Origin of the sequence: Actinacidiphila sp. bgisy167 (genome assembly GCF_965342175.1) — a bacterium.
Taxonomy (GTDB): Bacteria; Actinomycetota; Actinomycetes; order Streptomycetales; family Streptomycetaceae; genus Actinacidiphila.
This window is the reverse complement of sequence record NZ_CBDRBL010000004.1, coordinates 16,252-40,178: the sequence shown is the minus strand read 5'-3', so window position 1 is coordinate 40,178 and position 23,927 is coordinate 16,252. Positions and strand designations below refer to the sequence as shown.

The window sequence follows — 23,927 nt, the reverse complement described above, 5'->3', positions numbered from 1 at the left end:
CTCGCGGGAGGAGCGGGCCGTCGTCGCCTCGGGCGGACCTGGTCAGGACCGGTCAAGGCCAGGTTGCGACCTGGTCAGGGTGCGGTCAGAACGCCTCTTCGGGAAGGTCCATGATGTCGAGGGCGACGCCGTCGGCGATGGAGCGCGCGACGGAGACCTGGGGCAGTATCTCGGCGGCGAAGTGCTTCGCGGCGGCGATCTTGCCGGTGTAGAAGGCGGTGTCCTTGGCGCCGGCGCCGGCGGCCAGCTTCGCGGCGGCGACGGCGGCGCCCTTGAGCAGCAGGTAGCCGACGACGACGTCACCGGAGGCGAGCAGCAGCCGCGTGGTGTTCAGGCCCACCTTGTAGATGTTCCTGACGTCCTGCTCGGTGGCGGCCAGGTCGGTCAGCATCCTGCCGACGATGGCCTCGAGGTCCACGGCGGCCTTGGCGAGCTGCTCGCGCGCCCCGGAGAGCTCCTCGCCGCCGGTGGCCTCGGCGAGGAAGGCCCTGATCTCCTCGGAGAGGGCGGTGAGCGCGGCGCCCTGGTTGCGGACGATCTTCCGGAAGAAGTAGTCCTGGCCCTGGATCGCGGTGGTGCCCTCGTAGAGGGTGTCGATCTTGGCGTCGCGGATGTACTGCTCGATGGGGTACTCCTGCAGGAAGCCGGAGCCGCCGAGGATCTGCAGGGACTGGGCGAGCTGCTCGTAGCCCTTCTCGGAGCCGTAGCCCTTGACGATCGGCAGAAGCAGGTCGTTGAGCGCCTGCAGGCGCGCGGTGTCCTCGCCGGCCGCCTCGGCGGCGGCGATCGCGTCCTGGACGGAGGCGGTGTAGAGGACCAGGGCGCGCATGCCCTCGGCGTAGGCCTTCTGCGTCAGCAGGGAGCGGCGCACGTCGGGGTGGTGGGTGATGGTGACCTTGGGCGCCGACTTGTCCGTGAACTGCGCGAGGTCCGGCCCCTGCACGCGCTCCTTGGCGTACTCCAGCGCGTTGAGGTAGCCGGTGGAGAGGGTGGAGATCGCCTTCGTGCCGACCATCATGCGGGCGAACTCGATGATCCGGAACATCTGGCGGATGCCGTCGTGCTTGTCGCCGACGAGCCAGCCCTTGGCGGGGTGCCGGTCGCCGAAGGTCATCTCGCAGGTGTTGGAGGCCTTCAGGCCCATCTTGTGCTCGACGTTGGTGGCGTAGACGCCGTTGCGCTCGCCCAGCTCGCCGGTCTCGAAGTCGAAGAGGTACTTGGGGACGAGGAAGAGCGACAGGCCCTTGGTGCCGGGGCCGGCGCCCTCGGGGCGGGCGAGGACGTAGTGGAGGATGTTCTCCTCCAGGTCGTGCTCGCCGGAGGTGATGAAGCGCTTCACGCCCTCGATGTGCCATGAGCCGTCCTCCTGCTCGACGGCCCTGGTGCGGCCGGCGCCCACGTCCGAGCCGGCGTCCGGCTCGGTGAGGACCATGGTGGAGCCCCAGGTCTTCTCGACCGCGATCTCGGCGATCTTCTTCTGGACCTCGTTGCCCTCCTCGAAGAGGATGCGGGCGAAGGCCGGGCCGGAGGAGTACATCCACAGGGCGGGGTTGGCGCCGAGGACCAGCTCCGCGTACGACCAGATCAGGGACGGCGGGGCGGTGGTGCCGCCGATGCCCTCGGGCAGGCCGAGGCGCCAGTACTCGGAGGCCATGTAGGCCTTGTAGCTCTCCTTGAAGGAGTCGGGCACCGGGGCGGTGCCGGTCACCGGGTCGAAGACCGGCGGGTTGCGGTCGGCGTCGGCGAAGGAGGCGGCGAGCTCGTTCTCCGCCAGGCGCGCGATCTCGCCCAGGATGGCCTTGGCGGTCTCGGCGTCCATCTCGGCGAACGGGCCGGTCCCGTACAGCTTGTCGCGTCCGAGGACCTCGAAGAGGTTGAACTCGATGTCGCGAAGGTTTGACTTGTAGTGGCCCATGGCGACGGCTCCGTCGGGATCGGTCGGACGGCGGGAGGGTGCGCGGTCCTCGCAGCTTTATCACTTACCAGTCGGTAATGATGCTACCCACGGGTAATAAAAACAACCCCTATAGGGCCGGATCCGGCCGGGAACCGCCGCTTTTCGGAGGAGAATTCGGTTCCTTGTGGCGCAGTTCGTCCAGGGCCCCGAGGGCGGCGGCCGTGATCGGGACCGCCAGCAGCATCCCGAGGATGCCGGCCAGGCTGGCCCCCGCCGTGATCGCCAGCAGCACGACGGCCGGGTGCATGTGCACGGTGCGGCTCTGCACCATGGGCTGCAGGATGTGCCCCTCCACCACCTGGACGGCCAGCACCACGCCCAGGGCCCACAGGCCGATCACCCATCCCCGGTCGGCGAGCGCGACGAGCACCGACACCGCGCCGGAGATGAACGCACCCAGGTACGGGATGTAGGCGCCGATGAACACCAGGGCGGCCAGCCCCACGGCGCCCGGCACCCGCAGGATCAGCAGGCCGATGCCGATCAGGGTGGCGTCGATCAGCGCGATCACGGTCGTGCCCCGCATGAAGCCCTGCACGGCGGCGAAGGCGCGGTGCGCGATCCGCTCCAGCAGGGGTCCGCTGCCGTTCGGCGCCGCGTCGCGCAGAAGGGCGGGGAAGCGGGCGCCGTCGCGCAGGAAGAAGAAGGTGAGCAGGAGTGCCAGCACCGCGGTGGCGATGGCCTGGCCGACGATGCTCAGTCCTGACCACACCCCGGAGGCCGCGCGGGCGCCGTACTTGGTGGCGAAGGACTTGAGGCTGTCGATGGTCTCGTTCAGCGAGGTCCCGGGCGCGCCCAGGCGGGGCAGCACCTTCTGGGCCGCCTCCTTGAGCGACGCCACGATCTGGTCGCCGGTCTGCAGCAGGCTCTGCACGAGGATGAAGCCCGCGCCCGCCACGAAGACGAGCAGCGCCGCGCAGGTCAGCGCCGCGGCCAGCGACCGCTGCACCCGCACGGCCCGCAGCCGCCGGTGGAGCGGGCCGAGCAGGGCGCTGCCCAGCAGGGCCAGCAGGACGGGCGTGACCACCGCCGCGAAGGTGACGAGCAGCCACAGCGCGAGAGCGCCCACCGCGGCCACCAGCAGCACGACGGCGCACCACGCGGCCGTGCGCCGCGCGGAAGCCGGCAGGAGGGGCGCGTCCACCTGCCCAGAGGACCACGCCGGCTCCGCTGTCCGCATGCCGGAAAAGGCGAACGGGTGGCCCCGCGCGGTCGGATACGATATTGACGGTCCGTACAGGCCACCCTCACCCACAGTAGCGACCTGGGAGCAGCCGGCAATGGCTCGACACCTCATCACCAGCGCCCTTCCGTACATCAACGGGATCAAGCACCTGGGCAACATGGTGGGGTCCATGCTCCCGGCCGACGTCTACTCCCGTTATCTGCGCCAGCGCGGCCACGAGGTCCTCTACATCTGCGCCACCGACGAGCACGGCACACCGGCCGAGCTCGCCGCGCAGGAGGCCGGGCTGCCGGTCGACGAGTTCTGCGCCCAGCAGCACGACGCCCAGAAGGCGGTCTACGACGGCTTCGCGCTCTCGTTCGACTACTTCGGCCGCAGCTCCTCGCCGCAGAACGTGGAGATCACCCAGGCCATCGCGCGCGAGCTGAAGCAGAACGGCTTCATCGAGGAGCGCGCCATCCGCCAGGTCTACTCCCTGGACGACGAGCGCTTCCTGCCCGACCGCTACATCGTGGGAACCTGCCCGCACTGCGGCTACGACAAGGCCCGCGGCGACCAGTGCGAGAACTGCACCCGCGTCCTGGACCCGACCGACCTCATCGACGCCCGCTCCGCGATCAGCGGCAGCAGCCGGCTCGAGGTCCGTGAGACCAAGCACCTCTTCCTGCTCCAGTCCAAGCTCTCCCACGAGGTCGAGGCCTGGGTCGACGAGCACGGCAAGGACTGGCCGACGCTCGCCTCCTCCATCGCCCGCAAGTGGCTGACCGAGGGCCTGCAGGACCGCGCCATCACCCGCGACCTGGACTGGGGCGTGCCGGTGCCGGCCGACACCTGGCCGGACCTGGCGGCCGAGGGCAAGGTCTTCTACGTCTGGTTCGACGCGCCGATCGAGTACATCGGCGCCACCAAGGAGTGGTCGGACGCCGCGCCCGAGGGCGAGAGCCGCGACTGGCGCTCCTGGTGGTACGACGTGGACACCGACGTCCGCTACACCGAGTTCATGGCCAAGGACAACGTCCCCTTCCACACCGTGATGTTCCCGGCCACCCTGCTGGGCACCCGCGACAAGTGGAAGAAGGTCGACTACGTCAAGGCCTTCAACTGGCTGACCTACTACGGCGGGAAGTTCTCCACCTCGCAGCGCCGCGGCATCTTCACCGACGCCGCCCTCGAGATCCTGCCCGCCGACTACTGGCGCTACTTCCTGATCGCGAACGCGCCCGAGTCCGACGACACCTCCTTCACGTGGGAGCACTTCGCGGCCTCCGTCAACAAGGACCTCGCCGACACCCTCGGCAACTTCGTCAACCGCGTGCTGTCCTTCTCCCGCAAGCGCTTCGGCGACGAGGTGCCGGCGGGCAGGGAGGCCGGGGAGGCCGAGCGGCGCCTCGGCGAGCAGATGGCCGAGCTCCTCGCCGAGTACGAGCGCCACATGGAGGACCTGCAGTTCCGCAAGGCCGCGCAGGCGCTGCGCGCCCTGTGGAGCGCCGGCAACTCCTATCTGGAGGAGAAGGCGCCCTGGCTGGAGATCAAGACGGACGCCGACGGCGCCGCCCTGACCCTGCGCACCGCCATGAACCTGATCCACCTCTACGCGGTGATCTCCGAGCCCTTCATCCCGGCCACGGCCGCCGCGATGCGCGGTGCCTTCGCCCTGGCGGACGACACGGCGCGCTGGGTCGGCCCTGAGGAGGCCCGCGCCCTGGCCGCCGTCCCGGCCGGGACCGCGTTCACCGTGCCGCCGGTGCTCTTCGCGAAGATCACCGAGGAGGACCTGGACTCCTACCGGGAGCGTTTCGGCGGAGAGCCGGAGGCCGCCTGATGCCGGGCCCGGCCACGGCCAGGGAAAGGTCCCCGCTGCTGCTGATCCTCGCGGTGGGCCTGACCCTGGTGCTGGTGGTGGCCGGGGTGATCCTCGCGGTCTCGCTGACCGGCTCGGGCGACCGCCGCTCCGGCGCCGCCCCGGGACCGGACGGCGCGTGCCGCGGCAGCAACGTCACGCTGGAGAGGGCCGCCGCGCGCTTCGGGCTGCGGCTGCCCGTCGACCCGCAGGACGTCCACTACCTCGCGCAGGGCGGTGGCCTCTCCGGTGAGCACGACCTCGAACTGCGCTTCCGCACCTCGGCCGACGGCCTGAAGCGCTTCCTGGCCGCCTCGGGCTTCGGCGCGCTGGGCTCGGACGTCCGGGCCCTCAGGGTGGGCGAGCCACCGGCCGACCCCTGCCGCCGTGCCGCCGGAGGCCTGGCGCATGCCCGTTACGCCGGCGACCACGTGCCCGCTGCCGCGGGCCACGGCGCCTACAGCCGCGGGGTCGCCGTGGACGACAGCGACCCGGCCCGCCCGGTGGTCGCCGTCGTCGCCCTGGACGGCTGAGCCGGGCGGACCCGTCGTCCCGCCGCCGCCTGCATGCACATGTGCATGCAGGCGTGCGACACTGTCCGTATGGTTGCTCTCCAGATCCGTGACGTGCCCGAGGAACTTCGCGACCGCCTTGCGGCCATAGCCGAGGAACGCGGCCAGTCGCTTCAGGCATACCTGCTCGACCTCGTGCGCGACGAGGTGCGGCGCAGGGACAATCTGGCCGTCCTCGAGCGGTTCTCGCGGTCCGCGTACGGCTCCCGGCTCGCCGCAGGCGACGTCATGGACGTGTTGCGTACGGCGAGGGCCGAGCGGGACGCGCAACTCGGCGTGCCGGGAGACGAAGAGTGATCGTCGTCGATGCCTCGGTCTTCGCCTTTTCGCTCCTGGACGAGGGAACGACCGGTGAGCGTTGCCGAAGCGCCCTGGCTGAGGACGACCGGTGGATCGCGCCACAGCACTGGACGATCGAAGTGATGTCCGTGATCCGGGGCAATGCACTCGGGGGAAAGATCACGGCAGCTCATGCAGCGGACGCGGTGGAGGCGCTCCGCGAGCTCGACCCCGTCGTCCCGATGACCCGCGTCCTGCTGCCCCGTATCTGGGAACTACGAGGCAATCTCACCGTTTACGACGCGGCGTACGTGGCTGCCGCGGAGGCGTACGGCTGTCCGCTCCTCACGACCGACGGACGCATCGCCCGCGCCTCCGGCATTCGCTGCGCGGTCGAGGTCGTCGGCTGACGGGGACCGGACGGCGCGCGCACACGCCTCGGGTAGACGCCGATGGCCCGGAGCCGTACGGTTCCGGGCCATCGGCGTGCTCGTCCCCTGGGGTCAGGCCTTCTTCTCCGGAGGCAGCCGCAGCGCGAGGTGCAGCTCCTTCAGACGGGCCTCGTCGACCGTGCTCGGGGCGCCCATGAGCAGGTCCTGGGCGTTCTGGTTGAGCGGGAAGGCGATCGTCTCGCGGATGTTGGGCTCGTCCGCCAGCAGCATCACCATGCGGTCGACACCCGGGGCGATGCCACCGTGCGGCGGGGCGCCGAAGTGGAAGGCGCGGAGCATGCCGCCGAACTCCTGCTCGACGGTGTCGCGGTCGTAGCCGGCGATCTCGAAGGCCTTGTACATGATCGCGGGCTCGTGGTTCCGGATGGCGCCGGAGGAGAGCTCCACACCGTTGCAGACGATGTCGTACTGCCAGGCCAGGATGTCCAGCGGGTCCTTGGTCTCCAGCGCCTCCAGGCCGCCCTGCGGCATGGAGAAGGGGTTGTGGGAGAACTCGATCTGCCCGGTGTCCTCGTTCTTCTCGAACATCGGGAAGTCGACGATCCAGCAGAAGCGGAAGACGTCCTCGTCGAAGTGGCCGGCCCGCTTCGCGGCCTCGACCCGGACGGCGCCCATGATCTTGGAGACCTCGTCGAACTCACCCGCGCCGAAGAAGATCGCGTGGCCCGGCTTGGCGTCGACGGCGGCGAGCAGCGCCTTGACGTCGTCCTCGGTGAGGAACTTGGCGATCGGGCCGCTGAGGGTGAGGTCGTCGCCGACCCGGACCCAGGCCAGGCCCTTGGCGCCCTGCTCGACGGCGTAGTCGCCCAGGTTGTCGAAGAACTTGCGCGGCTGCGCGGCGGTGTCCGGCACCGGCAGGGCGCGGACGTGCTTGCCGGCGAAGGCCTTGAAGCCGGAGTCGGCGAAGATCGACGAGACGTCCACCAGCTCCAGTCGGGCGCGCAGGTCGGGCTTGTCGTTGCCGTACTTGACCATCGACTCGCGGAACGGGATCCGCGGGAACGGAGAGGTCACGTGGCGGCCGCCGCCGAACTCCTCGAAGAGGTCGGTCATGACCTTCTCGATGACGCCGAAGACGTCCTCCTGCTCGACGAAGCTCATCTCGACGTCGAGCTGGTAGAACTCGCCGGGCGAGCGGTCGGCGCGGCTGTCCTCGTCGCGGAAGCAGGGCGCGATCTGGAAGTAGCGGTCGAAGCCCGCGATCATCAGCAGCTGCTTGAACTGCTGCGGGGCCTGCGGGAGCGCGTAGAACTGGCCGGGGTGCACGCGGGAGGGCACCAGGAAGTCGCGCGCGCCCTCGGGCGAGGTCGCGGACAGGATCGGGGTGGCGAGCTCGTTGAAGCCGAGCGCCGTCATCTCGCGGCGCAGGAAGCTGATGACCTGGGTGCGCAGCATGATGTTGCGGTGCATGCGGGCACGGCGCAGGTCGAGGAAGCGGTTGGTGAGCCGCATCTCCTCGTTCGCGTTGTCCTCCGGGAAGACCGGGAACGGCAGCGGGTCGGCGGCGCCGAGCACCTCCAGCTCGGTGACCTCGACCTCGATCGCGCCGGTGGGCAGGTCGGGGTTGACGTTCTCCTCCGAACGGGCGACCACTCGCCCGTCGACGCGGAGCACCGACTCCTTGGACTGGTGGCTCAGGGCCTCGTACGCGGGCGAGCCGGGGCGGGCGACGAGCTGGACCACCCCGTAGTGGTCCCGGAGATCGACGAACAGGATGCCGCCCAGATCCCGGCGATTGTGCAGCCAACCACTCAGGCGCACTTCCGCGTCTACGTCGGTGGCGCGCAGCTCACCGCAGGTGTGGGACCGGTACCGATGCATCGTTCATCCAAGTCGTCTGATTTCGGGGATGAGGCTCCCCCAGTCTACGGGGGCGCACCCGTCCGACCCCATTCGGATCAAAGCCGCGAACGGTGGCGAACGAGGGCGGGTCGGCGGGCGCGGTGCCGACCGTACGGCGGGGAGGCGCGGGCGTGGTTGGGCCGTCGCCGTGGAGGACGTGCGCGAGGCTCCCTCGGCGGGGCGGCGGCCCGATACGCTGTGTGCCGTGTACGGCTACGACCAGAACGGGATGGCAGGGGCCGCGCCGCCCATGGGCGGGGCGCCGATGGGCGGGGCAGCCATGGGCGGGGCGCCGATGGGCGCGAGCTACCCCGAGCCGTCACCGCCCTCGCTGGCGGACGCGGTCCGCGCCTTCACGACGGGCTCGATGTCGGCCGAGGACTTCCAGGCGGTCTTCGCCACTTCCAAGGTCTACTGCCCGCGCGGTGACAACCCCGGCTTCCTGGCGCTGCACGAGACGCAGCAGCCGGTGATCCCCATGTTCTCCTCGCTGAAGCAGCTGCGCCGCTATGCCGGCAAGGAGTCCAAGTACTTCGTGATCACGGGTGCCGAGGTGCTGGACCTGCTGCCGACCGGCTACGGCTTCGTGCTGGACATGGAGGGCGAGCACCGCATGGTGTTCGACGCGAAGGCGGTCGAGCAGATGGTGGAGTTCACCATGCGGCGGATGTACGGCTGATCCGCCCCCGCACCACGGCACCGGAGCAAGCCCCGGGAATCCTTGCCAATGGTTGCGCGTTCAACTATGTTGAATGTTGAACATTACGAGGAGGATCTGGCCATGCCCGCAGTGACCGTCGAGAACCCGTTGACCCTGCCGCGCGTCCACGCCCCCGCCGACGCGGTTCAGCGGCGTGCGCTGCAGGTGACCACCGCCCCCAGCGGCTTCGAGGGGGAGGGCTTCCCCGTCCGCCGGGCCTTCGCGGGCATCGACTACAAGAACCTCGACCCGTTCATCATGATGGACCAGATGGGCGAGGTGGAGTACGCGCCCGGCGAGCCCAAGGGCACTCCCTGGCACCCGCACCGCGGCTTCGAGACCGTCACGTACATCATGGACGGCGCGTTCATCCACCAGGACTCCCATGGTGGCGGCGGCACCATCACCGACGGCGACACCCAGTGGATGACGGCCGGCAGCGGCCTGCTCCACATAGAGACCCCGCCCGAGGCGCTGGTGATGAGCGGCGGTCTCTTCCACGGTCTGCAGCTGTGGGTGAACCTGCCCGCCAAGGACAAGATGATCACCCCGAAGTACCAGGACATCCGGGGCGGCAACGTCAAGCTCCTCGCGTCCGAGGACGGCGGCGCGCTCATCCGGATCATCGCCGGCGACGTCGGCGGCCACCAGGGACCGGGCGCCACGCACACCCCGATCACCATGCTGCACGTCTCGGTGAACCCGGGAGCCCAGCTCACCCTGCCCTGGCGTGCGGACTTCAACGCCCTGGCGTACGGCCTGTCCGGCCGCGGCAGCGCGGGACCGGAGGGCCGGCCCTTCCGCATGGGGCAGGCCGTCGTCTTCGGGCGCGGCGACTCCCTCACCATCCGTGCCGACGAGTCGCAGGACACGCGCAGCCCCAACTTCGAGGTCGTCCTCCTGGGCGGGCTGCCGATCCGTGAGCCGATGATGCAGTACGGCCCCTTCGTGATGAACACCCACGCCGAACTCGCCCAGGCCTTCGAGGACTTCAAGGCCGGTCGGCTGGGCACCGTGCCCGCCGGTCAGGAGTGACGGCGCGCGCAGGTCAGGAGTGACGAGGCCCGCCCGTCAGGAGTGACGGAGGCGGATCAGGCCCGCCACTGCATCAAACGGCCCCGCCCGGGAACCCGATTCCCGGCGGGGCCGTCGCATGCGGCGGGAGCGATTTTGTCGGGCGGTTCGTTGACGGCTCACCGCCTCGTTCACCCAAGGTGACTGCACGTGCACTTGCACGTGCAGATGCACGGGACTTTGTCTCTGGCTATCATCTCCCCTGTCCTGCACGGAACTTGACTGGAGAGCAGCATGCGCCACACGTACAACGGCATGGCCGCGTCCGATCTCCGCGGAGTGATGTGGCAGAAGAGCCGGCACAGCAACGCGAACGGTCAGTGCGTGGAGATGGCCGCGCTTCCGGACGGGGATGTGGCGGTGCGCAACTCCCGTTTCCCGGACGGGCCGGCGCTGATCTACACGAAGGAAGAGATCGAGTCCCTCATCGCGGGGGTCAAGAACGGGGAGTTCGACCACTTCGTGGCGAACTGACCGTGGTGGTGCCCGACATGCTCAGTGTGACGGGCGGTCGTGCTGCCCCGGCACGCGGAAGAGGGCCCAGACGACCTTCCCCATGCCGTTCAGCGGGTGCCATCCCCAGGTCTCGCTGAAGGACTCCACCAGATGCAGCCCGCGCCCGGACTCGGCCACGAAATCGGGCGCCCTGGTGACGGGCCCGTGCTCGCTGGGGTCGCGCACCGCGCAGACTACGCGCGTTGACCACCGGACAAGGCTCAGCTTGACGCAGCCGTGGGCGGCGTCCTCGGGGAGTGCGTAGCGCAGGGCGTTGGTCACCAGCTCCGAGGCGACCAACTCGACGGCGTCCCGGAGTTCCTCGAGGGCCCAGGCGCGCAGGGTGGTCCGCGTGAATCTTCGCGCGTCGCCGACCGCTTCGAAGCGCGGCGGCAGCGGGCAGGAGGTCGCGCTCGACGGCGAAAGGCGCTCCCGGGTCAGCCCGTCCCATAAGGGCTGCACCCCGGCCGAGCTCTCAGTCCACATGCGCACCACCCGGTATCGGCACGGACGTCATCGTCCCGTACGGTCACCAGCCGGTGCAAGGGGCGGATGCACGTGCATTTGCATGGCGCGTACGGTGGTGGCGAAGTGACCATCGAGAGTGACGGATCGAGCACTGAACGCAGCGCGGGAATGGCACACTGCTGGATGCCACGGGGAGAAGGTAGGCGCAAATGACCACAGTGCAGTCGGGAAGCGGATCCATGGTGCGCCGCATCCTCCTGGGCTCGCAGCTGCGCAGGCTGCGCGAGGCGCACGGCATCACCCGTGAGGCCGCCGGCTACTCGATCCGCGCGTCGGAGTCGAAGATCAGCCGCATGGAGCTCGGCCGTGTGAGTTTCAAGGAGCGCGACGTGGCTGATCTGCTCACCCTCTACGGCATCACGGACGACGCTGAGCGCACGGCGCTCCTCGGGCTGGTGCGCGAGGCGAACGTGGCCGGCTGGTGGCACGGCTTCGGCGACGTCCTGCCGGCGTGGTTCCAGACGTATGTCGGTCTGGAGGAGGCCGCGTCGGTCATCGGCTCCTTCGAGACGCAGTTCGTGCACGGCCTGCTGCAGGCCGACGACTACAGCCGGGCCGTCATCGGACTGGGCCACCCCGGCGCGCGCGCCGAGGAGGTGGAGCGCCGGCTGGACCTGCGGCACACGCGGCAGAAGCTGCTCACTTCGGAGAGCGCGCCGCAGATCGTGGCCGTGATGGACGAGTCCGTCGTGCTCCGCAGATTCGGCGGGCGCCAGGTGATGCGGGCCCAGCTCGCGCACCTGATCGAGGTGTCGGAGCAGCCGAACGTGACGGTGCAGCTGCTGCCGCTGGAGTTCACCGGGTACTCCGCGGGCGCCAGCGGGACCTTCACCCAGCTGACCTTCCCCGAGCCCGACGTCCCGGACGTGGTGTACGTCGAGCAGCTCACCGGCGCGATGTACATCGACAAGCGCGAGGAGGTCGACCAGTACCGGGCCGTCATGGCCAAGCTCCGCGCGGACTCCCTCTCCCCGGAGGCGACGCGGGACCGCCTGTCGGCCGTCCTCCGCGAGCTCTGAGCACACCACGCGGCCGGCGGAGGCCGGGGCGGCCCCGCGCGGCACGGAAGAGCCGGTCGGGCGGGGCACGCGGCCGTCGCGCCGACCTTCGGGCGGGGCCTTCGCGGCGGATCTTCCCGCCGGGCCTCCGTTTCGCCCGGGCGCGGGCCGTGCGGGTGCCGCGTCAGCGGACGGCCGTGCACCCGGACCCGGCTGTTGCGCGGCTTCCCGTTCGTCACACTCGATCGAGTGAAGTGGACCTTGACGCATTGGTCGGCTGATCGGCCTGGTGATCTCATGCTGCGGTGAGCCCGTACCTGCGTACCCGCACGATCGACGGGTGCGTCGTGGTCGAACTCAGCGGGGAGATCGACATCGTGGCGGCCGTGGAGATCACACCGCTGCTCGACGCGCTGACCCGTGCCCCCGGCCCCGACCTCGTCGTCGACCTGGACCCTGTCGACTTCATCGACTGCTCGGGACTCGCCGTGCTGTGCCGGATCCGCAGCCGGGTGCACGCGTGCGGGGGCCTGGTGCAGTTCGTCTGCTCCCGGCCCCCGGCCCTCAGGGTCCTGCGCGCCGCCGGGCTGATGAACGCCCTGCGGCCGGTGCCGAGCGTGGACGAGGCGCTCGCCCGGTTCGGGCGGCCGTGACCGCCCCGCCCACGCGGCCGCGGGTCAGTCCGAGCAGACGGCCGACACGAATTCCGCGATGCGTTCCCTCGGCAGATGGCGGGCCACGTCGGCCTCGCTGATCATGCCGATCAGGCGGTGCGCGGGATGGTCGATCACCGGCAGCCGGCGCACCTGGTACTCCTCCATCAGCTCCAGCACCCGGTCGATCTGCTCGTCCCCCTCGATGATCTGCGGGCGGCCCGCGGCGAGCTCGCCGCAGGAGACCTCGGACGGGTCGCGCCCCTCGGCGACGCACTTCAGGACGATGTCGCGGTCGGTGACGATGCCCACCAGCACGTCGTCGTCGCCGCAGATCGGCAGTGCGCCGATGTCCTGCTCGAGCATGATCCGGGCCGCGTCGGTGAGGCTCTCCCGCTCCCCCACGCACATGGCGCCGGGGTGCATGATGTCCAGTGCGGTGGTCATGACGGCGCCTCCTCGTGGCGTGACCGATGCCCTCCGGCTCCATCGTCACCCTGGTGGAGCAGTTCCGCGAGAGGGCGCACCCTGGAAGGAGACACCGGGACCGCTGGAGGTGTTCCGTCATGCAGACCCTCGTCGGATGGCACATAGAGATGGACTTCCGGGAGGACGGTGCGAGGACGAAGGCCGCCGCGCTGCTCCGCCTGCCGGACGGCACGGAGGTCAGGTCGCACGGCCACGCCAACCGGCACCCCTCCGATCCGGAGCAGGACCGGGTCGGCGAGGAACTCGCGGCCGCCAGGGCGCTCAACGACCTCGCCCGTCAGCTCCTCGGCAAGGCGGCGAAGGAGATCGAGGAGGTCACGCACGTGCCCGCGCATCCCCGGATCTGAGCGGGCGGGGCCGACCCCGGCCCGGCGCCCTCACAGCCAGCCGCGCCGTTTGAAGACCAGGTAGAGGCTGACGCAGACCACGCCCATCAGCACGACCGCGAAGGGGTAGCCGAGCAGCCAGTGCAGTTCGGGCATGTGGTCGAAGTTCATGCCGTAGATCGTGCCGACGAGTGTGGGCGCGAAGAGGATGGCGGCCCAGGCGGAGATCTTCTTGATCTCCTCGTTCTGCTCGAAGCCGGCCTCCGCGAGCGCCCGCATCTCGGCGTTCTGCTGCTGCGCGACGAGGGTCGCGTTGAGGGTGAGCAGGTCGCCGAGCGCCTGCCGGAAGCCGTCCACCCGCTCGATGGTGTGGGTGACGTGGTCGGCCACGTCGCGCAGGTAGCGCTGGAGCTCCTCGTCCGTGCCGTACTTGGCGAAGCCCGCCTGCAGGCCGTCCAGCATCGGGACGAGCGGGCGGGTGGCGCGCTGGAACTCCAGCACCTCCTGGGAGAGCTCGTAGATCCGGCGGGAGACCTGGGGGTCGCCGCCGAAGACCTGGATCTCGCTCTCCTCCATGTCCTTCTCGACCCCCGCGACGACCGGCGCGTAGCCGTCGACGACCGTGTCGAGCACCGCGTAGAGCACCGCCTCGGGCCCCAGCGTCAGCAGCTCGGGGTTGCTCTCCATGCGGTGGCGGACGGTGGACAGGTCCGGGGCCGCGCCGTGGCGGACGGTCAGGACGAAGCCGGGGCCGACGAAGATGTGCAGCTCGGCGAAGTCGACCTCCTCCGGGGCGTCCAGATAGCGGGCGGCGCGGAGGACGACGAAGAGGGTGTCGCCGTAGCGCTCCAGCTTGGGGCGCTGGTGGGCCTGGATCGCGTCCTCCAGGGCCAGCGGGTGCAGGTCGAATTCCCTCGCCAGCGAGACCAGCTCGGCCTCGCTGGGCCGGTAGAGCCCGATCCACGCCATCGCGCCCGGCTCCGCGCGCAGCTGCGCGTACGCCTCGGCGAGCGAGGAGGGGGTGGCGACACGCCGGCCGTCACGGTAGAGGGCGGCGTCCATCACACTGCTCACGGCGACGGCCGCGGGCTCCGCGACCGGCGGCGCGGAAGCGGTGCCGGTCGTCCCGGGCGGCGGCGCGGCGGACCGGGCCGGGCGGGTCGTCCTCGCCGCCCTGGCCTTCTCCCTCGTCGTGTTCCTCAGCGCGCGCAGGGCTCTCAGTCGACGCCCGGACACCGGCAGCACCTCTTCCGTAGGGCCTTGCGTGCAGGGTAGCCCGCGAGCCTGCACGGGGAGGGGACGCGATGCGCCGCACCGGGCCGCAGGGCGCGGCCCCGGACCGGGGATGGCTGCGCGCCGTCGCCGAGTGGAATCCGCTCAGCGCGGTGGCCGCCGCCTGCCGCGCGCTCTTCGGCGACCGGCCGTCCGGCTCGCCGACGCCCCGGGCGCCGCGTGGTCCCTGGTCCATCCGGTCGCGGCCTCGGTGGGCTGGTCGCCGGCGCTGCTCGAGGTCCTCGTCCCGCCGGCGGTACGGCGGCACGCGCGTGGGGGCGCCGGCCGGGGCCGACGAGTAACCTGATGCGCGGGGGGCCCCGGGGGGCCGGCCGTACTCGGAGGGCCTGGTGACTCCACCCACGCGTGAACGCGCGGGCTTCCTGTGTCGGTGGCGAGGCCGCCGCGCAGAGGGCCAGCCCGGCCCTGTCGGAGATGTTCGTCGCGCCGACGTGGTCCGCGTTCGCGGTGAACCCGGACGCCGTGCACTGCAACTTCGCTTGGGAGACGCGGCTCCTGCCGTCCACGTGTCCGCAGCCGCCGAGGCTGGGCGGGCACGTGCGGGAGGTGTCGCGGGGGTCCACCGGGATCGTAAGGCGACCGGCACTCTCAGCCTTGTTCGCCAGGATCGCGAGGAACTGCCCCCGACTTCCCCCCGGGGCATGACGCAGGGCGGCCCGCCGGTCGGCTCTCCGACCCGTCTCCTGCCTTCCCTCCCCTTCCCCTTCCCTTCCTGCGACGCGGTGAGGGCGATCGCCGAGCGGGAAGAACAACATCGGTGAGCGGAGCGTAACCTTGCGGGCGGATACGGAGTAGCTGGCCATGGGGACTCCCGAGGAGCGCGTGGACGCCGGCGTGGCGGACGCCGTCACGTTGCTTCTCGACGCCCGCGGGCGGCTCCTGAGCTGGCCGGCCGCGGCGGAGCGGCTGCTCGGTCGGCGGGCGGCGGACGTCCTCGGAACACCCGCGGTGGATCTGCTCGTCCCGGAGGACGCGGCGTGTACGCGGGAGATCGCCGAGCGCTGCTGTGCCGAGGGCGGCTGGACGGGTGTGCTGCGGCTCCGCCGCGACGACGGCAGGAAGGTCACGCTGGGCGTCCGGGTGGCCGGGCTGCCGGAGGGGATCGGAGGTTCGCCGGTCCGCTGGATGGTCCTGGCGGCGGAGTCCGGCAGCACCGCCCGCTCCATGGCCTCGGGGATGACGTTCACGATGCTGGAGCGGATCGTGGGCCAGACGCCGATCGGGCTGGCCGTGGTCGACACCGAACTGCGCTGCGTGTGGTCGAACGCGGCCTTGGAACGCTTCGGCGGCGGCCCCTCGCAAGCACGAAGGGGGCGCCGGCTCGCGGAGATCCAGCCAGGTCTGAACGCCCTGGTCCTGGAGGCGCAGATGCGCCAGGTCCTGGAGACGGGCGTGCCGGTGATCGACTACGAGCACGTCGGGCGGTTCCGCACCGGCCCTCGCCGCGAGCAGGCGCACTCGATGTCCTTCGTCCGGCTGGAGGACGCGCGCGGCGTCCCGGTGGGCGTCTGCTACTCCGTCATCGACATCAGCGACCGCTGGCGGGCCAGGAAGCGGCTGTCGCTGCTGGACCGGGCCAGCGAGCACCTCGGCCGCACCCTGGACGTGATGCACACCGCGCAGGACCTGGCGGACGTGGTGGTGCCCGACCTCGCCGACTATGTGGCCGTCGAGCTGCTGGAGTCGGTCATCAAGGGCGCGGAGCCGCAGGCCGGGCGGCTGGGGGAGGCGGTCACCGTGCCGCTGCGCCGCGCCGGGATGCGCTCGGCGCGGCAGGGTGAGCCGCCACCGGCGTTCGGCCTCGGAGCGGTCTCCGCGTACCAGGAGGACACCCCGCCGATCCGGTGCCTGACCGACGGCACGTCCTGGCTCGGCGCCCGGCTGGACCCGCTGGGGCTGGAGTGGGCCGCGGGCACCTCCGGCGGCCGCGCCCTCCACTTCGGCGAACTCGGCATGCACACGGCGATGGTGGTGCCGATCCGTGCCCGGGGGGTGACTCTCGGCGTCACCCTCTTCTTCCGGGTGCGCCGGGCGGAGCCCTTCGACGAGGAGGACCTGCGCCTGGCGGAGGAGGTCGTCGGCAGGGCCGCGGTCTGCCTGGACAACGCGCGCCGCTACACCCGCGAGCGGGACGCCGCCCTCGTGCTGCAGCGCAGCCTGCTCCCGCACGCCTTCCCGCCGCAGGACGCGGTGGAGGTGGCCACCTACTACGGGCCGGCGGACGAGTTGTCGAGCGTTGGCGGCGACTGGTTCGACGTCATCCCGCTCTCGGGCGCGCGGGTGGCGCTGGTGGTGGGAGAGGTCGTGGGCCACGGCATCGAGGCGGCCGCGGCGATGGGCCGGCTGCGGACGGCGGTGCGCACCCTGGCCGACCTCGACCTGCCGCCGGAGGAGTTGCTGGCGCACCTGGACGATCTGGTCGTCCAGGTCTCCCGGGAGGCAGGGGAGTCCGCGGCGACGGGGGTCGGTGGCAGCTCGCTCGGGTCGACCTGCCTGTATGTGACGTACGACCCGGTCAGCAGGCACTGCGTCATGGCCAGCGCCGGGCACCCGCCGCCCGCCGTGCTCCGGCCTCCGAGCTCGCGGGGCGGGGCGGAGGACGGGGCGGCCGTCCGCTTCCCCGAGCTGTCCGTCGGTCCCGCGCTGGGCCTGGGCGGGCTGCCCTTCGAGGCGACCGAGTTGCGGTTGGAGGAGGGCAGCGTCCTCGCGCTGTACACGGACGGCCTGGTCGCCCCGGCGGAGGGCGCGGACGACGTACACGACGGACGCAGCCGGTTGCGGGCCGCTCTGGAGGCCGGGGACGCGCCGCTGGACGCGTTGTGCGGCAGGGTCGTCCGTGAACTGGCCCCCGCCCGCCCGCACGACGACGTGGCGTTGCTGCTGGCCAGGACCCGCGGCCTGGGCACCGGCCGGGTCGTCTCCTGGGATTTGCCCACCGATCCCGCGGTCGTGGGCCGGGCCCGCGAGCTGTCCAGCCGGCAGCTGGCGGACTGGGGCCTGGGCGAACTGGCGTTCACCACCGAACTCGTCGTCAGCGAACTGGTGACCAACGCGATCCGGCACGGCTCCGGTCCGATCCGACTCCGGCTGATCCTGGAACGGGCGCTGATCTGCGAGGTCTCCGACGCCAGCAGCACCTCACCGCATCTGAGGCACCCCCGCACCACCGACGAGGGCGGGCGCGGGCTCTTCCTGATCTCGCAGTTCGCCCAGCGGTGGGGCACCCGCTACACCGACGACGGGAAGATCATCTGGGCCGAGCAGTTCCTCGACGGCCAGGGCCCCGAGGGGGGCGGGGCGGGTGTCGGCTTCGACGCGATCACCCTGGCCGAACCGGGCTGACGCCGCGATCCGCTCCGCTCGTCCTCTTCGCTCACTTGTGCGCCCTGGCGCCCTCGCCGGGGCGTGCGGTCGCGGTCGAGGGGTCAATCTGGTCCAGACCTCTTGACCCTATGGTCCAGACCTTTCTACCCTGCCAAAGGACTGTGGTGGGCATGACATCGCGTCAAGACCCGCCAGGCGGCATCGGTTTCCCCGTCAGCCCCCACTCGAGGAGCATCCCTTGAGCACTGGAGACACCTTCCGCACCCCGGACACCCCAGGAACGTCGCGTACCAGACGCATCAGGACCACAGCCGCCGCGGGACTCGCCGCGCTGCTGCTCCCGCTCGCCGCGCTCGTCGGCCTCGCCACGCCGGCGCAGGCGGCGGGCACCACCGCCACGTACACCAAGACCCAGGACTGGGGCACGGGGTTCGAGGGCAAGTGGACGATCACCAACGGCGGTTCGTCCCCCGTCAGCAGCTGGACCGTCGAGTGGGACTTCCCCGCGGGCACGTCGGTGACCACGGCGTGGGACGCCGACGTGACCGGCTCCGGCACGCACTGGACCGCCAGGAACAAGAGCTGGAACGGCACCCTGGCCCCGGGCGCCAGCATCAGCTTCGGCTTCAACGGCGCCGGCGGCGGCAGCCCGAGCGGCTGCAAGCTGAACGGCGGCCCCTGCACCGGCGGCGGCAGCGGGGACCCGACGCCCACGCCCACCCCCACCCCCACCCCGACTCCGCCGACCCCCACCGGCCCCCCGGGGAACAAGATCCGCCTCGGCTACTTCACCGAGTGGGGCGTCTACGGCCGCAACTACCACGTCAAGAACCTGGTGACCTCCGGTTCGGCGAGCAAGCTGACCCACATCAACTACGCCTTCGGCAACGTCGCCAACGGCCAGTGCGCGATCGGCGACGCCTACGCCGACTACGACAAGGCCTACACCGCCGACCAGAGCGTCGACGGCGTCGCGGACACCTGGGACACCGGGGCCCTGCGCGGCAACTTCAACCAGCTGCGCAAGCTGAAGAAGATGTACCCGAACATCAAGATCCTCTGGTCCTTCGGCGGCTGGACCTGGTCCGGCGGATTCACCCAGGCGGCCGCCAACCCGACGGCCTTCGCCAACTCCTGCTACAACCTCGTCGAGGACCCGCGCTGGGCCGACGTCTTCGACGGCATCGACATCGACTGGGAGTACCCGAACGCCTGCGGTCTGTCCTGCGACACCAGCGGCGCCGCCGCCTTCAAGAACCTGATGGGCGCGCTGCGGGCCAAGTTCGGCGCCAATAACCTGGTCACCGCGGCGATCACCGCCGACGGCACCAACGGCGGAAAGATCGACGCCGCCGACTACGCGGGCGCCGCCCAGTACGTCAACTACTACAACGTGATGACGTACGACTACTTCGGCGCCTTCGACGCGGACGGCCCGACCGCCCCGCACTCCCCGCTCACCTCCTACAGCGGCATCCCGGTCGCCGGCTTCTACTCCGACGCGGCGATCCAGAAGCTGAAGGGCAAGGGCATCCCGTCCGCCAAGCTCAACCTGGGCATCGGTTTCTACGGCCGCGGTTGGACCGGCGTCACCCAGTCCGCCCCGGGAGGCTCGGCGACCGGCGCCGCCCCGGGCACCTACGAGGCGGGCAACGAGGACTACAAGGTCCTGAAGAACACCTGCCCGGCCACCGGCACCGTCGCGGGCACCGCGTACGCGCACTGCGGCAACAACTGGTGGAGCTACGACACCCCGTCGACCATCGCCGGCAAGATGGCCTATGTGAAGAGCCAGGGCCTCGGCGGCGCGTTCTTCTGGGAGTTCAGCGGCGACACCAGCAACGGTGAGCTGGTCACCGCGATCAACAACGGTCTGAGCTAGCGAACGCCGGCCGTACGGGCCGGAGGGGCGCGGGGTCGTCACCGCTCCTCCGGTCCGGTACGGCCGCGGGGCGACGCACCCGCCCGCCCTGGTCGACCCGTTCGTCGACACCTGTCGCCGACTGGTGAACCGGTCGTTCACCGTCCAGGAGTCCCGCCACCGTTCCGCCCGCGCGAGCTGCCACGGCGGCCGGGGTCCGATCCGGCAGGCGTGCCGCGAAGGAGGATCGGCCGGGGTCTGGGGCCCGTGGCCACGGCCCGTGGTCCTGTAGAACACCCGGTACCGCGCCGCCGCCGCCGCCGTCGCAAAGGACGAGGACATCGCCCGCTTCCTGGCTCAAGGACCGGTGCGTCGGCTTCCCGGGCCGCTCCCGGGCGATATCGAGGCCACCGGCGGGGCCGGGGCCTGAGCCCTTCCCGCGACCCGGGCGCCGTCGAGGGCGACGATTGGCCCCCGGCCCGCGACCCCTTGGGCCGCGCACCGGCGTCTGAGGCGGGTCCGTCAGCCTGCGGGCGTCCCGATCTGGTTGCGTTCGAGCGCCGAGCGCAGCTCCCCCAACGCATGGGCGGCGGCCGACGCCGAGGCATCGTCGAGCGTGCCGCCGATCAGTTCGGCCAGTCGCTCGGCGAATGTCTCCTCGGCCGCGTCGACGAGCCGCGTGCCGTCGTCGCTCAGTTCCAGCAGTGAGGACCGGCGGTCGGCCGGGTTCGGCTGCCGGACGGCCCAGCCCTGCTTCTCCAGGCGGTCGACGCCCTTGCTGGTTGCTCCGATGCCGATGGCGAACTCGGTCGCCAGGTCCGCCACGCGGGCCCCGGGGTGGTCGCGCAGGAAGCGCAGGAACTCGAACTGCGAGGTGACGATCCCGTGCCGCGCGCGGAGGCGATCGTTCAGCGCGTTGTAGAGGCGCGTCTCGCACCGTACGAGGTCGGCGAAGAAGGCCGGTAGATCGACCGCGTCACCACCCGATGTGTATGCCATGGCATATAGTGTACTGGAAGCTACCTCCGACGGGAGCACAGCCATGAGCAAGGCACAGCGCGCCGAGGTCGACGTGATGCTGCGGCAGCCCCCACGGTCGGTCGAGGAGATACGAGCAGGCTTCAGGGCGCTGATGGCCCGGATGATCGTGCCCGGCACCATCCGCACCGCACGGACGACGCTCGGCAACCGACCCGCCCTGCGTGTCGAGCCGGACAACGGGACCCGCGCCGGGACGATCCTGTACTTCCACGGCGGCGGCTTCGTGTTCGGCTCCCCCGAGACCGCCCTGTCGCTGACGGGACATCTCGTGGCCAAGACCGGCTTCGGGGCGTACTCGCCGGCCTACCGGCTCGCCCCCGAGCACCCGTTCCCGGCCGCGATCGAAGACACGCTCAGCGCCTACCGCGCCCTCCTCGACAGCGGTGAGGACCCCTCGACCATCGCGTTCGCAGGCGACTCCGCCGGCGGTGGCCTGACCGTCACCACCTGCCTGGCCGCCCGTGACGCGGGACTCCCGCTGCCCGCCGCCATCGTGGCGTTCTCCCCGGGCCTCGACGCCACTCGCACGGGCCGGAGCATGGACACCAAGGAAGGCGTCGACCCGGTCTTCACCCGCAGGGCCGTTGAACACACCGGGGCCATGTACCTCGCCGGAGCCGACCCGCACCAGCCCCTGCTCAGCCCGGCCGTCCTCGCCGACCTGACCGGCTTCCCCCCATGCTGGTCCAGGTGGGCACCAACGAGATCCTGCTGGACGACTCCACGCGGCTTGCCGAGCGTGCGAGGTCGGTCGGAGTAAACGTCATCCTGGACATCACCGCCGACGTGCCGCACGTGTTCCAGGCGTTCGCCGGCGTCCTGGACGAGGCGGACGAGGCACTGGACCGTGCGGCTCTCTTCCTCACCCAGCGCATTCGCGCCGCGGGCACGCCGCACACGCCGGCGCAGTAGGGTCCCCTGTTCCCACCCCTTCCGGGGCCTTCGCCCAGGGCCCTGCTCGCCGTCGCCTTCCAGACCGTCGGCCCGGGGCGCCTCTCTCGCCTCTCGCCGAGGGCCTCTTGCCCGAGAAACGAGCCGCACCTCCTGGGAACCGTTCGCTCCGCGTCCGTGAAGTCATCGTCATCGGTACCAACGAGGGCCTGGTCGCGGCCTGCGAGCGTGCCGGGGTCGGCGCCGAGCGTCGCCGCAGGCGAAGTCATCCGTGCCGCCGCCGTCCCCGTCCGACCCCGGCCGCTCGATCACCTCGATCGCCGAGCAGCCGGGCGTCTCGCCGGGCACCCGCGACATGCACATCCCGGACCGGGTGAGCCGCGCTCGGGCGCCGTGCTCCGTCAAGTCGAAGCACCGGCGGTGCAGGCCGACTCCGGCACGACCGAGCCCAGCGGCACCTTCTGCACCTCGACCGCTCACGCCCGGGGCCCCGGTGCGCACGGGCTCCGCGGCCGTGCTCGCCACGGTGTCCGGTCCGGACCCGCCCTGACGCCCGCAGGGCGGGTCCCTCGCAGACGACCCGACTGCGGCCCCCGGCCGGGGCGCCGGCGTGGCTCAGGCCCGGACGCTGACCGAGCGGGGGTCGAAGCCGAAGGGCAACTCAAGGCGGTGGGCGCGCATCAGGGCGTCGTCGGAGAGGAGTTCCTGGGTGCGGCCGTCGGCGACGACCGTGCCGCCGCTCAGGACGACCGAGCGCGGGCACAGCTCCAGGGCGTACGGCAGGTCGTGGGTGACCATCAGGACCGTCACGTCCAGGGAGCGCAGGATGTCGGCCAGTTCGCGGCGGGAGGCGGGGTCCAGGTTGGAGGAGGGCTCGTCCAGGACGAGGATCTCCGGCTCCATGGCGAGGACGGTCGCCACCGCCACGCGGCGCCGCTGGCCGAACGACAGGTGGTGCGGAGGCCGGTCGGCGAACTCGGCCATGCCGACCCGCTCCAGTGCCGTGCGGACGCAGGCCTCCAGCTCGGCGCCGCGCAGGCCGGCCGCGGCCGGGCCGAAGGCGACGTCCTCGCGGACGGTGGGCATGAAGAGCTGGTCGTCCGGGTCCTGGAAGACGATGCCGACCCGGCGCCTGACCTCCGCCACGTGCCGCCGGTCGCCCACCGGGAGCCCGGCCACGGTCACCGACCCCGCGCCGGCCTCCAGGATGCCGTTGAGGTGCAGCACGAGGGTGGTCTTGCCGGCCCCGTTGGGGCCTAGGAGGGCGACCCGCTCGCCGCGGGCGATGGTCAGGTCGACGCCGAACAGGGCCTGATGGCCGTCGGGGTAGGCGTAGGCGAGGCCCTTGACCTCGAGCGAAGGTGTCACAGGAACCATCCCGTCAGGCAGATCAGCAGGGCGGCGGCCGGGAGCACGGCGGCGTAGGACCACTGGGCGCGCGAGGCCGTCACCTCGTCGATCACCGGCATGCTGCCGGCGTATCCGCGGCTGACCATCGCCAGGTGGACGCGCTCGCCGCGCTCGTAGGAGCGGATGAACAGGGCGCCCGCGGACTTGGCGAGCACGCCCCAGTGGCGCGGGCCGCGGGCCTCGAAGCCGCGCGAGGCGCGGGCGACGCGCATGCGGCGCATCTCGTCGGTGATGACGTCCCCGTACCGGATCATGAACGAGGCGATCTGCACCAGCAGCGCCGGCAGCCGCAACCGCTGCAGGCCGAGGAGGAGTTCGCGCAGCTCCGTGGTGGAGGCCAGCAGGACGGAGGCGGCGACGCCGAGGGTGCCCTTGACGAGGATGTTCCAGGCCCCCCACAGGCCGCTCACGCTGAGGGACAGGCCCAGCACCTCGGTGCGCGGGCCCTCGGCGACGAACGGCATGAGGACGGCGAAGGCCACGAAGGGCACCTCGATCAGCAGCCGCCGCAGCAGGAACCCGGCCGGGACGCGGGCCACGGCGGCGACCGCCGCCAGCAGCACCGCGTAGAGGCCGAAGGCCCACATCGCGGTGCGCGGGGTGGAGACGACGACCAGGACGAAGCAGAAGACGGCGGCGAGCTTGCACTGTGCGGGCAGCGCGTGCACCGGCGAGCGTCCGGGCCGGTAGAGCCGGTGTGCGTGCCCCGCGCCCAC

General features: G+C 71.3%; 22 protein-coding genes and 1 pseudogene. 13 read left to right on the top strand and 10 right to left on the bottom strand.

Annotated features, from left to right (window positions below):
- Positions 1–85: 85 nt before the first annotated feature.
- Together ACRWND_RS02445 and ACRWND_RS02440 are read right to left on the bottom strand one after the other, a co-directional pair.
- Positions 86–1,915, bottom strand: a complete 1,830-nt coding sequence (locus ACRWND_RS02445; RefSeq protein WP_431945331.1) for an acyl-CoA dehydrogenase — start codon at positions 1,913–1,915, stop codon at positions 86–88.
- A 109-nt stretch (positions 1,916–2,024) separates the two neighbouring features.
- Positions 2,025–3,137: an AI-2E family transporter gene (locus ACRWND_RS02440; protein ID WP_431945329.1), complete on the bottom strand. Its 1,113-nt coding sequence runs from the start codon at positions 3,135–3,137 to the stop codon at positions 2,025–2,027.
- A 100-nt stretch (positions 3,138–3,237) separates the two neighbouring features.
- Here ACRWND_RS02440 and metG point away from each other — a divergent pair, with 100 nt between their 5' ends.
- The 4 genes from metG to ACRWND_RS02420 all read left to right on the top strand — a co-directional run bounded on the left by metG (position 3,238) and on the right by ACRWND_RS02420 (position 6,244).
- Positions 3,238–4,965 carry a methionine--tRNA ligase gene (metG, locus tag ACRWND_RS02435; protein ID WP_431945327.1) on the top strand — a complete coding sequence of 576 codons (1,728 nt, stop codon included), beginning with the start codon at positions 3,238–3,240 and terminating at the stop codon, positions 4,963–4,965.
- The gene (locus tag ACRWND_RS02430) at positions 4,965–5,516 is read left to right on the top strand and encodes a hypothetical protein (protein WP_431945326.1); all 552 of its coding nucleotides are present in this window, start codon (positions 4,965–4,967) and stop codon (positions 5,514–5,516) included. Before metG ends, ACRWND_RS02430 begins: the two co-directional genes overlap by 1 nt.
- 69 nt (positions 5,517–5,585) lie before the next feature.
- A complete protein-coding gene (locus tag ACRWND_RS02425; protein ID WP_431945324.1) occupies positions 5,586–5,852 on the top strand; it encodes a hypothetical protein in 267 nt (88 codons plus the stop codon).
- Positions 5,849–6,244 (top strand): type II toxin-antitoxin system VapC family toxin, encoded by a 396-nt coding sequence (locus ACRWND_RS02420; RefSeq protein ID WP_431945322.1) that lies wholly within the window; start codon positions 5,849–5,851, stop codon positions 6,242–6,244. Before ACRWND_RS02425 ends, ACRWND_RS02420 begins: the two co-directional genes overlap by 4 nt.
- 93 nt (positions 6,245–6,337) lie before the next feature.
- Here the strand turns inward: ACRWND_RS02420 and aspS are convergent, their stop codons facing one another.
- Positions 6,338–8,107: an aspartate--tRNA ligase gene (aspS, locus tag ACRWND_RS02415; RefSeq protein ID WP_431945320.1), complete on the bottom strand. Its 1,770-nt coding sequence runs from the start codon at positions 8,105–8,107 to the stop codon at positions 6,338–6,340.
- Positions 8,108–8,333: 226 nt separating this feature from the next.
- Between aspS and ACRWND_RS02410 the strand changes: the two genes are divergently transcribed.
- From ACRWND_RS02410 to ACRWND_RS02400, 3 genes are all read left to right on the top strand, one after another.
- Positions 8,334–8,807, top strand: coding sequence for an SseB family protein (locus ACRWND_RS02410; protein ID WP_431945318.1), 474 nt, complete (start codon positions 8,334–8,336; stop codon positions 8,805–8,807).
- A 102-nt stretch (positions 8,808–8,909) separates the two neighbouring features.
- Positions 8,910–9,863, top strand: a complete 954-nt coding sequence (locus ACRWND_RS02405; RefSeq protein ID WP_431945316.1) for a pirin family protein — start codon at positions 8,910–8,912, stop codon at positions 9,861–9,863.
- Positions 9,864–10,136: 273 nt separating this feature from the next.
- The gene (locus ACRWND_RS02400; protein ID WP_431945314.1) at positions 10,137–10,376 is read left to right on the top strand and encodes a DUF397 domain-containing protein; all 240 of its coding nucleotides are present in this window, start codon (positions 10,137–10,139) and stop codon (positions 10,374–10,376) included.
- A gap of 21 nt (positions 10,377–10,397) precedes the next feature.
- On the opposite strand, the gene ACRWND_RS02395 is transcribed toward ACRWND_RS02400, so the two are convergent.
- Positions 10,398–10,883 carry an ATP-binding protein gene (locus ACRWND_RS02395; protein ID WP_431945312.1) on the bottom strand — a complete coding sequence of 162 codons (486 nt, stop codon included), beginning with the start codon at positions 10,881–10,883 and terminating at the stop codon, positions 10,398–10,400.
- 191 nt (positions 10,884–11,074) lie between these two features.
- Here ACRWND_RS02395 and ACRWND_RS02390 point away from each other — a divergent pair, with 191 nt between their 5' ends.
- Together ACRWND_RS02390 and ACRWND_RS02385 are read left to right on the top strand one after the other, a co-directional pair.
- A complete protein-coding gene (locus ACRWND_RS02390) occupies positions 11,075–11,944 on the top strand; it encodes a helix-turn-helix domain-containing protein (protein WP_431945310.1) in 870 nt (289 codons plus the stop codon).
- Between the two features lie 284 nt (positions 11,945–12,228).
- Positions 12,229–12,576, top strand: a complete 348-nt coding sequence (locus ACRWND_RS02385; RefSeq protein WP_431945308.1) for an STAS domain-containing protein — start codon at positions 12,229–12,231, stop codon at positions 12,574–12,576.
- A gap of 24 nt (positions 12,577–12,600) precedes the next feature.
- Here ACRWND_RS02385 and ACRWND_RS02380 read toward each other — a convergent pair whose 3' ends face one another.
- Positions 12,601–13,023 carry a CBS domain-containing protein gene (locus tag ACRWND_RS02380; RefSeq protein WP_431945306.1) on the bottom strand — a complete coding sequence of 141 codons (423 nt, stop codon included), beginning with the start codon at positions 13,021–13,023 and terminating at the stop codon, positions 12,601–12,603.
- Positions 13,024–13,142: 119 nt separating this feature from the next.
- On the opposite strand from ACRWND_RS02380, the gene ACRWND_RS02375 reads away from it, so the two are divergent.
- Complete coding sequence (locus ACRWND_RS02375; RefSeq protein ID WP_431945304.1) at positions 13,143–13,412, top strand: DUF1876 domain-containing protein; 270 nt, start codon at positions 13,143–13,145, stop codon at positions 13,410–13,412.
- Positions 13,413–13,442: 30 nt separating this feature from the next.
- Here the strand turns inward: ACRWND_RS02375 and ACRWND_RS02370 are convergent, their stop codons facing one another.
- A complete protein-coding gene (locus tag ACRWND_RS02370; protein WP_431945302.1) occupies positions 13,443–14,627 on the bottom strand; it encodes a magnesium and cobalt transport protein CorA in 1,185 nt (394 codons plus the stop codon).
- Positions 14,609–15,439, bottom strand: a complete 831-nt coding sequence (locus ACRWND_RS02365; protein WP_431945499.1) for a zinc ribbon domain-containing protein — start codon at positions 15,437–15,439, stop codon at positions 14,609–14,611. The genes ACRWND_RS02370 and ACRWND_RS02365 overlap by 19 nt, the downstream gene beginning before the upstream one ends.
- 46 nt (positions 15,440–15,485) lie before the next feature.
- Between ACRWND_RS02365 and ACRWND_RS02360 the strand changes: the two genes are divergently transcribed.
- Positions 15,486–18,026, top strand: a complete 2,541-nt coding sequence (locus ACRWND_RS02360) for a SpoIIE family protein phosphatase (RefSeq protein WP_431945300.1) — start codon at positions 15,486–15,488, stop codon at positions 18,024–18,026.
- A gap of 220 nt (positions 18,027–18,246) precedes the next feature.
- Positions 18,247–19,890, top strand: coding sequence for a glycosyl hydrolase family 18 protein (locus ACRWND_RS02355; RefSeq protein ID WP_431945298.1), 1,644 nt, complete (start codon positions 18,247–18,249; stop codon positions 19,888–19,890).
- A gap of 501 nt (positions 19,891–20,391) precedes the next feature.
- Here the strand turns inward: ACRWND_RS02355 and ACRWND_RS02350 are convergent.
- Positions 20,392–20,868 carry a MarR family winged helix-turn-helix transcriptional regulator gene (locus tag ACRWND_RS02350; RefSeq protein ID WP_431945296.1) on the bottom strand — a complete coding sequence of 159 codons (477 nt, stop codon included), beginning with the start codon at positions 20,866–20,868 and terminating at the stop codon, positions 20,392–20,394.
- Between ACRWND_RS02350 and ACRWND_RS02345 the strand changes: the two are divergent.
- Positions 20,867–21,822: pseudogene (locus tag ACRWND_RS02345) on the top strand (alpha/beta hydrolase). The gene ACRWND_RS02350 and the pseudogene ACRWND_RS02345 overlap by 2 nt on opposite strands.
- 594 nt (positions 21,823–22,416) lie before the next feature.
- On the opposite strand, the gene ACRWND_RS02340 reads toward ACRWND_RS02345, so the two are convergent.
- Complete coding sequence (locus tag ACRWND_RS02340; protein WP_431945294.1) at positions 22,417–23,178, bottom strand: energy-coupling factor ABC transporter ATP-binding protein; 762 nt, start codon at positions 23,176–23,178, stop codon at positions 22,417–22,419.
- Positions 23,166–23,927 (bottom strand): cobalt ECF transporter T component CbiQ, encoded by a 762-nt coding sequence (gene cbiQ / locus ACRWND_RS02335; RefSeq protein WP_431945292.1) that lies wholly within the window; start codon positions 23,925–23,927, stop codon positions 23,166–23,168. Before cbiQ ends, ACRWND_RS02340 begins: the two co-directional genes overlap by 13 nt.

Bases quoted from the DNA above. Each gene is read 5' to 3' on its own strand.
- ACRWND_RS02445 (WP_431945331.1), bottom strand. From the start codon at position 1,915: ATGGGCCACTACAAGTCAAACCTTCGCGACATCGAGTTCAACCTCTTC.
- ACRWND_RS02440 (WP_431945329.1), bottom strand. From the start codon at position 3,137: ATGCGGACAGCGGAGCCGGCGTGGTCCTCTGGGCAGGTGGACGCGCCC.
- metG (WP_431945327.1), top strand. From the start codon at position 3,238: ATGGCTCGACACCTCATCACCAGCGCCCTTCCGTACATCAACGGGATC.
- ACRWND_RS02430 (WP_431945326.1), top strand. From the start codon at position 4,965: ATGCCGGGCCCGGCCACGGCCAGGGAAAGGTCCCCGCTGCTGCTGATC.
- ACRWND_RS02425 (WP_431945324.1), top strand. From the start codon at position 5,586: ATGGTTGCTCTCCAGATCCGTGACGTGCCCGAGGAACTTCGCGACCGC.
- aspS (WP_431945320.1), bottom strand. From the start codon at position 8,107: ATGCATCGGTACCGGTCCCACACCTGCGGTGAGCTGCGCGCCACCGAC.
- ACRWND_RS02405 (WP_431945316.1), top strand. From the start codon at position 8,910: ATGCCCGCAGTGACCGTCGAGAACCCGTTGACCCTGCCGCGCGTCCAC.
- ACRWND_RS02400 (WP_431945314.1), top strand. From the start codon at position 10,137: ATGCGCCACACGTACAACGGCATGGCCGCGTCCGATCTCCGCGGAGTG.
- ACRWND_RS02395 (WP_431945312.1), bottom strand. From the start codon at position 10,883: ATGTGGACTGAGAGCTCGGCCGGGGTGCAGCCCTTATGGGACGGGCTG.
- ACRWND_RS02390 (WP_431945310.1), top strand. From the start codon at position 11,075: ATGACCACAGTGCAGTCGGGAAGCGGATCCATGGTGCGCCGCATCCTC.
- ACRWND_RS02380 (WP_431945306.1), bottom strand. From the start codon at position 13,023: ATGACCACCGCACTGGACATCATGCACCCCGGCGCCATGTGCGTGGGG.
- ACRWND_RS02375 (WP_431945304.1), top strand. From the start codon at position 13,143: ATGCAGACCCTCGTCGGATGGCACATAGAGATGGACTTCCGGGAGGAC.
- ACRWND_RS02365 (WP_431945499.1), bottom strand. From the start codon at position 15,439: ATGTTGTTCTTCCCGCTCGGCGATCGCCCTCACCGCGTCGCAGGAAGG.
- ACRWND_RS02360 (WP_431945300.1), top strand. From the start codon at position 15,486: ATGGGGACTCCCGAGGAGCGCGTGGACGCCGGCGTGGCGGACGCCGTC.
- ACRWND_RS02350 (WP_431945296.1), bottom strand. From the start codon at position 20,868: ATGGCATACACATCGGGTGGTGACGCGGTCGATCTACCGGCCTTCTTC.
- ACRWND_RS02340 (WP_431945294.1), bottom strand. From the start codon at position 23,178: ATGGTTCCTGTGACACCTTCGCTCGAGGTCAAGGGCCTCGCCTACGCC.